This window comes from Alloalcanivorax sp., from assembly GCF_964221125.1.
GTDB lineage: Bacteria > Pseudomonadota > Gammaproteobacteria > Pseudomonadales > Alcanivoracaceae > Alloalcanivorax > Alloalcanivorax venustensis.
Genome location: NZ_CAXPXK010000107.1, coordinates 1 through 5,022 on the forward strand (window position 1 = coordinate 1; position 5,022 = coordinate 5,022).

The 5,022-nt window shown below is 66.2% G+C and carries 4 protein-coding genes; 2 read left to right on the top strand and 2 right to left on the bottom strand.

Features of this window, described 5'->3' with window-relative positions; translation table 11 throughout:
• Nucleotides 1–26 precede the first annotated feature (26 nt).
• Nucleotides 27–1,976, top strand: coding sequence for a ligand-gated channel protein (locus tag ACEQZD_RS13205; RefSeq protein ID WP_370186045.1), 1,950 nt, complete (start codon nt 27–29; stop codon nt 1,974–1,976).
• A 4-nt stretch (nt 1,977–1,980) separates the two neighbouring features.
• On the opposite strand, the gene ACEQZD_RS13210 is transcribed toward ACEQZD_RS13205, so the two are convergent.
• Both ACEQZD_RS13210 and ACEQZD_RS13215 read right to left on the bottom strand, forming a co-directional pair.
• Entirely contained in the window at nt 1,981–3,750 is a 1,770-nt protein-coding gene (locus ACEQZD_RS13210) for an alpha/beta fold hydrolase (protein ID WP_370186047.1), read from the bottom strand.
• Between the two features lie 120 nt (nt 3,751–3,870).
• On the bottom strand, nt 3,871–4,305 hold the full coding sequence (locus ACEQZD_RS13215; RefSeq protein ID WP_370186048.1) for a DUF4168 domain-containing protein: 435 nt from the start codon (nt 4,303–4,305) through the stop codon (nt 3,871–3,873).
• Nucleotides 4,306–4,554: 249 nt separating this feature from the next.
• Between ACEQZD_RS13215 and ACEQZD_RS13220 the strand changes: the two genes are divergently transcribed.
• Nucleotides 4,555–5,022 (top strand): phosphoadenosine phosphosulfate reductase family protein (locus tag ACEQZD_RS13220; RefSeq protein WP_370186050.1); only part of this gene is annotated, 468 nt, incomplete at its 3' end.

The following is a 5,022-nucleotide window of genomic DNA, read 5'->3' on the forward strand; positions in this document are numbered from 1 at the left end:
TGGATCGGACAAAAAGGAGTACCGGGATGCGATTTGCGTTATGGGGTGCGGCCGCGCTACTGGCCGCCGGGCCCGTGTTGGCGGAAAGCGGTGACGGCCACGAACTGGGGCAGGTGACGGTCACCGCGTCGGGGCACGCGCAGCAGCTGGAGGACGCGCCGGCCTCGATCAGCGTGATCACGCGCGAGCAGATCGAGCAGCGCTACTATCAGGACGCCACCGACGCGCTGCGGGACATCCCCGGGGTGATCATCACCGGCGGCGGCTCCGGCGATCGCGGCAACGACATCGTGATCCGCGGCATGCCCTCCCAGTACACCCTGATACTGGTGGACGGTAAGCCGGTGTCCACCCGCGAAACCCGCCCCAACGGCAGTGCCGGTTTCGAGCAGGACTGGCTGCCGCCGCTGCAGTCCATCGAGCGGATCGAAGTGGTGCGCGGCCCCATGTCCACCCTGTACGGCTCGGACGCCATCGGCGGCGTGATCAACGTGATCACCCGCAAGGTCGCCGAGGAGTGGGGCGGCGCGGTGCAACTGGATACCATCATTCAGGACGACTCCCGTTCCGGCGACATCCAGCAGGGCAACTTCAGCCTCAGCGGGCCGTTGCTGGCGGACACACTGGGCCTGCAGGTTTACGGCCGCGCCAGCAGCCGCCAGGAAGACCGCTTCGTGGACGGCTTCGAAGAGAAAAACCTGAAGAACCTCAACGCGCGCCTGTCATTCACCCCCACCGACAACCAGGATTTCACCCTGGAGGCGGGGCGGACCAAGCAGGACCGCCGTTCGCTGATCGGCTACAGCGCGCCGGCCACCGGCTGCCGGGGCGGCTGCACCGATTCCGACAATGAGTTTACCCGCGAAGTGCTGGCCCTGAGCCATACCGGCCGCTGGGACTTCGGCACCACCGATTCCTACGTGCAGCGCGAGGAAGCGGAAAACCTGACCCGCGAAATGAAGGTCACCAACACCTCCGCGAAGACCGCCCTGGTGGCGCCGCTGGGCGACCACCTGCTCACCGTGGGCGCCAACTTCGAAAAGGAGGAGCTGTCCGACGAAACGTCCAACCAGATCTCCGACCGCACCGAAGTGGACGCCTCCAAATGGGCGCTGTTCGCCGAGGACGAATGGATGCTGCCGGGCAATGTCTCGGTCACCGGCGGGGTCCGTCTCGACGACGACGAAAACTACGGCAGCCACGTGAGCCCGCGACTGTACGGCGTCTGGGGCATGGCGCCGCGCTGGACCCTGAAAGGCGGCGTGTCCACCGGCTTCCGCTCGCCGTCGCTGCGTGAAATCACCCCGGACTGGGGGCAGGTGAGCCGGGGCGGCGACGTCTACGGCAACCCGGACCTGGAACCGGAAACCTCGGTGAACAAGGAGCTGGGGCTGTACTTCAACGCCGGCCGCGATCTGCAGGCCAACGTCACCGTGTTCCACAACGACTTCAAGGACAAGATCACCCGCATCGCCTGCCCGCCCAGCGTCTGCCCCGGCGGCCCCAACCAGTTCGGTTCCGACCCCACCTACCGGGTGAACGTGGACGAGGCGGTGACCCAGGGCGTGGAGGCCGCCGTGTCCACCACGCTGGCGCGCACCCTGGACCTGACGCTCAGCTACACCTACACGGATTCCGAGCAGAAGTCCGGCGAGTACAAGGGCGAGCCGCTCAACCAGGTGCCCAAGCATCTGGCCAGCCTGCAGGCGGACTGGCGCGTTACCAGCCGGTTGTCGCCCTGGCTGGCGGTACGCTACCGCGGCGAAGAGAGCCAGCCCACCACCGGCCCCTCGAGCAGCAGCATCGTCGCGCCGTCCAACACCCTGGTGGACGCCGGCCTGGCCTTCAAGCTGACGCCCCAGGCCACGCTCAACACCGGCATCTACAACATCGCCGACAAGGAAATCTTCCAGGACGAGTACGGCTACGTGGAAGACGGCCGCCGCTACTGGCTGGGCATGCGCGTCAGCTTCTAAGCCCCTACACCGGCTCCGTGAAGCGGGTAAGGATCGCCCGCCAGCGGTCGTAAACGAAGAAATGGCCGCCGTCCGGCTCCAGGGTCAGGCGGCTGTTGGGCAGCCACTGGTCCACCGCCAGCGCCTGGGCCACCGGCACCTGGCCGTCGCGCTCGCCGTGCCACAGAAACACCGGCATGGTCAGCGCGGCGGCGTCCGGCTCCGGGGCCCGGGCCACCGTGCGAAGATCCTCCACGAAACCCTGGCAGCCGTTGCGGTAGGCCTCCTTGACCGCCTTTACATAGGCGTCGCGGTGGCGCTGCTGGGCGAACACCGGCGCGTCCGCCGGGCTGGTGAAGGTGACGAAGCGGCGCAGGTGCTTATCCGGATTCTTGATCAGCCCCCGGGCCACCAGGTTGAGCACGTTCTCCATCAGGTCCGGCGCCCGGTCGGCCACGCCCACCACCATCCGGAACAGGCCGCGCATCGGGTCGGCGTCGCCGCTCAGGTGCGTGGGGCCCAGCGCCGACACCAGGCCCAGCCGCTGCACCCGGTCCCCCAGACGGCCGGCGCAATGCAGGGCGAGAAAGCCGCCCAGGGAATAGCCCAGCAAATGGAAGCGGTCGATGCCCAGGTGCTCGGTCAGCAGTTCCAGATCGCTCACCAGGTCGTCGATGCTTCTGTCCTTGAGCGGGTCGGAAAGGCCGTAGCCGGCCCGGTCCGGCACGATCAGCCGCAGGTTCAGTTCATGCAGGATATCGGCGCCGCCGGGCACCTCCAGCCGCGATCCCCGCACGCTGTGAAAGAAGATCACCGGGGTGCCGTCGGCGTTGCCGTACTGGTGGAAGCGCAGGGCGCGGCCGTCGCGGGTGGTGAGCTGCCCGCCGCCGGTGCTGTCCAGGACCGGCAGGTCCAGTGGCGGTTCCGGGCGGGCCGCCGGCGCGCGCTCGGCGGGGCGCGGCGCCAGCGGCGCCAGCCCGGACAGAATCACCGACACCAGCTCCGCCTGGCGACCGGTGTCGGTCTTGCGGAACACCGACTTCAACTGCGCGCGCACCGTGGCCGGCGCCACCTGGGCGTCGTCGGCGATGCGGTCCAGGGTGTGGCCGCTGACCAGGCCCTTGGCCACCTTGCTCTCCGCCGGGGTCAGGTCGTAAAGATCGCCCAGCAGCGTCTCGTCCACCAGGTTGTCCAGATTGGAGTGGGAAATGAACAGGGTGGCGGCGGGGCGCTCCGGGTCTTCCATGTCCACAGTGCGGCTCGGGCACACCAGCAGCGAGACGGTCACCCCGGTGGCCGGCTCGGTGAGCGGCAGGGCATGGTGGCTGCCCTGTTCCAGACAGCGGGCCAGGGCCTCGTGCAGCGCCTGATGCTGGCGGCGGTTGTTGATGCGCAGGCGCCCCTGGTGGTTGCTGAGCACCTCGCTGTCGCTGAGCGCGCCGGCGGCGATGCGGTTGAGCGTGATGATATTGAGCTGGGCGTCCACCACCGCGATGCCGATCGGCAGGCGCTCCAGCGTGGCCACCGCCAGGTCGCGGGTTTCCCGGGTGCGCTCCATCTGCTCGCCGAGCCGCAGCGCCTGCTCCACATGGGGCACCAGGGCGTCGAGCATGCGCCGCCGCCGGTTCGGTTGCTGGTAGAGCCGGTCGTCCTCGAACGGGATGGCGGCTTCGCGGAGCAGGGCGGTCATTTCCGCCCAGCGCTCCGGGTCCTGCGCGGCCTGGTACATCAACAGAGTCAGCGCCGACAGTTGTTCGGTATGGCGGGCGCTGTCGTCGCCCTGGTCTTCATGCATTCGTCTTCCCCTCCCCAGGTTCCGAGCATGAAGCCATTGTGCACGTGAACAGAAACGAAAGAACCCCGCCGCGGCGGGGTTCTCTAAGTCACGGCCCGGCGCGGCCGGGCGGAATCGGGCTTACATGTTTTCCTGAATGCGTTCACGCAGATCCGTGTCGTACTGCGCCAACTGCGCGATCTGGTTGTACTTGCGCACGTCCAGGCCGGTGTCCTTCACCGCCTTGACCATTTCCTGCTGCGCTTCACGCTGCACTTCCATGGCTTTCTCCGGATCCTCGGAAGCCGCCTGAACCTGGCTCTGGTATTCGCCTTTCACCTGTTCCACTTTGGCCTGGGCGTCGGCGAACTTCTTCACTTCCTCGTCGGTGATGTCGGAGGCATCACCCAGCGCCGGATTGGGCTGACTCTGGGGCGCCTGCTGCGCCGGCGGCTGGCCTTGCTGAGCCGCGCCTTGCTGGCCCTGTTGCTGGGGTGTGCCCTGCTGGGCGAAGGCGGCGCCGGTCACGCCGGCGGCGAGAAGAAGAGCGGACAATGACATCAGAGGCTTTTTCATGGGGCTTCTCCTATCAATACAGTTTTAAGACGCGTTTCCCGATGCGTCCTGGCAGGTGTGACAGGGGGAAAGCCAAGAGTTCCTACGCCGGAGGGATCAAATTGTGTAAAGCCGGGACGCGGGCGCTGCCGGGCGATGCCTTATATGCTTTTAGAGAATAAAAGTAGCACCATATATTTCTTTTAAATGGGATCAGCGTCCTTATCATTGCCTACTCAGACGAAGTCAGGACAGAAGGAAAGGCACACCATGGGTAACGCGCAGTTGATCACACGGGTCGGCAACAACAGCGCCGGTCTGTCCCGCGACGCCATCGATGACCTCAACCGGGAATACCGGGAGCTGGACTTCGAGGCGCGTATCCGCCGTGTCTATCAGGATTTCGCCCCGGACAAGATCATGGTGACCTCCTCGTTCGCGGCCACCTCCGCCTACTTCCTGCACATCATTTCCTCGATCCGCCCGGAACAGAAGATTCACTTCATCGACACCGGCTACCACTTCGAGGAAACCCTGGAGTACAAGGAATACCTGATCGAGCGCTTCAACCTGGACGTCATCGACCTGCGCGCCGACGAGCGCCAGCACCAGATCACCCAGGACGAACAGATGTGGCGCACTGATCCCGATCTGTGCTGCCAGGTGAACAAGGTCCAGCCCCTGGAAGACGCCAAGGAGCACTACGACCTGTGGATCTCCAGCCTGATGGGCTGGCAG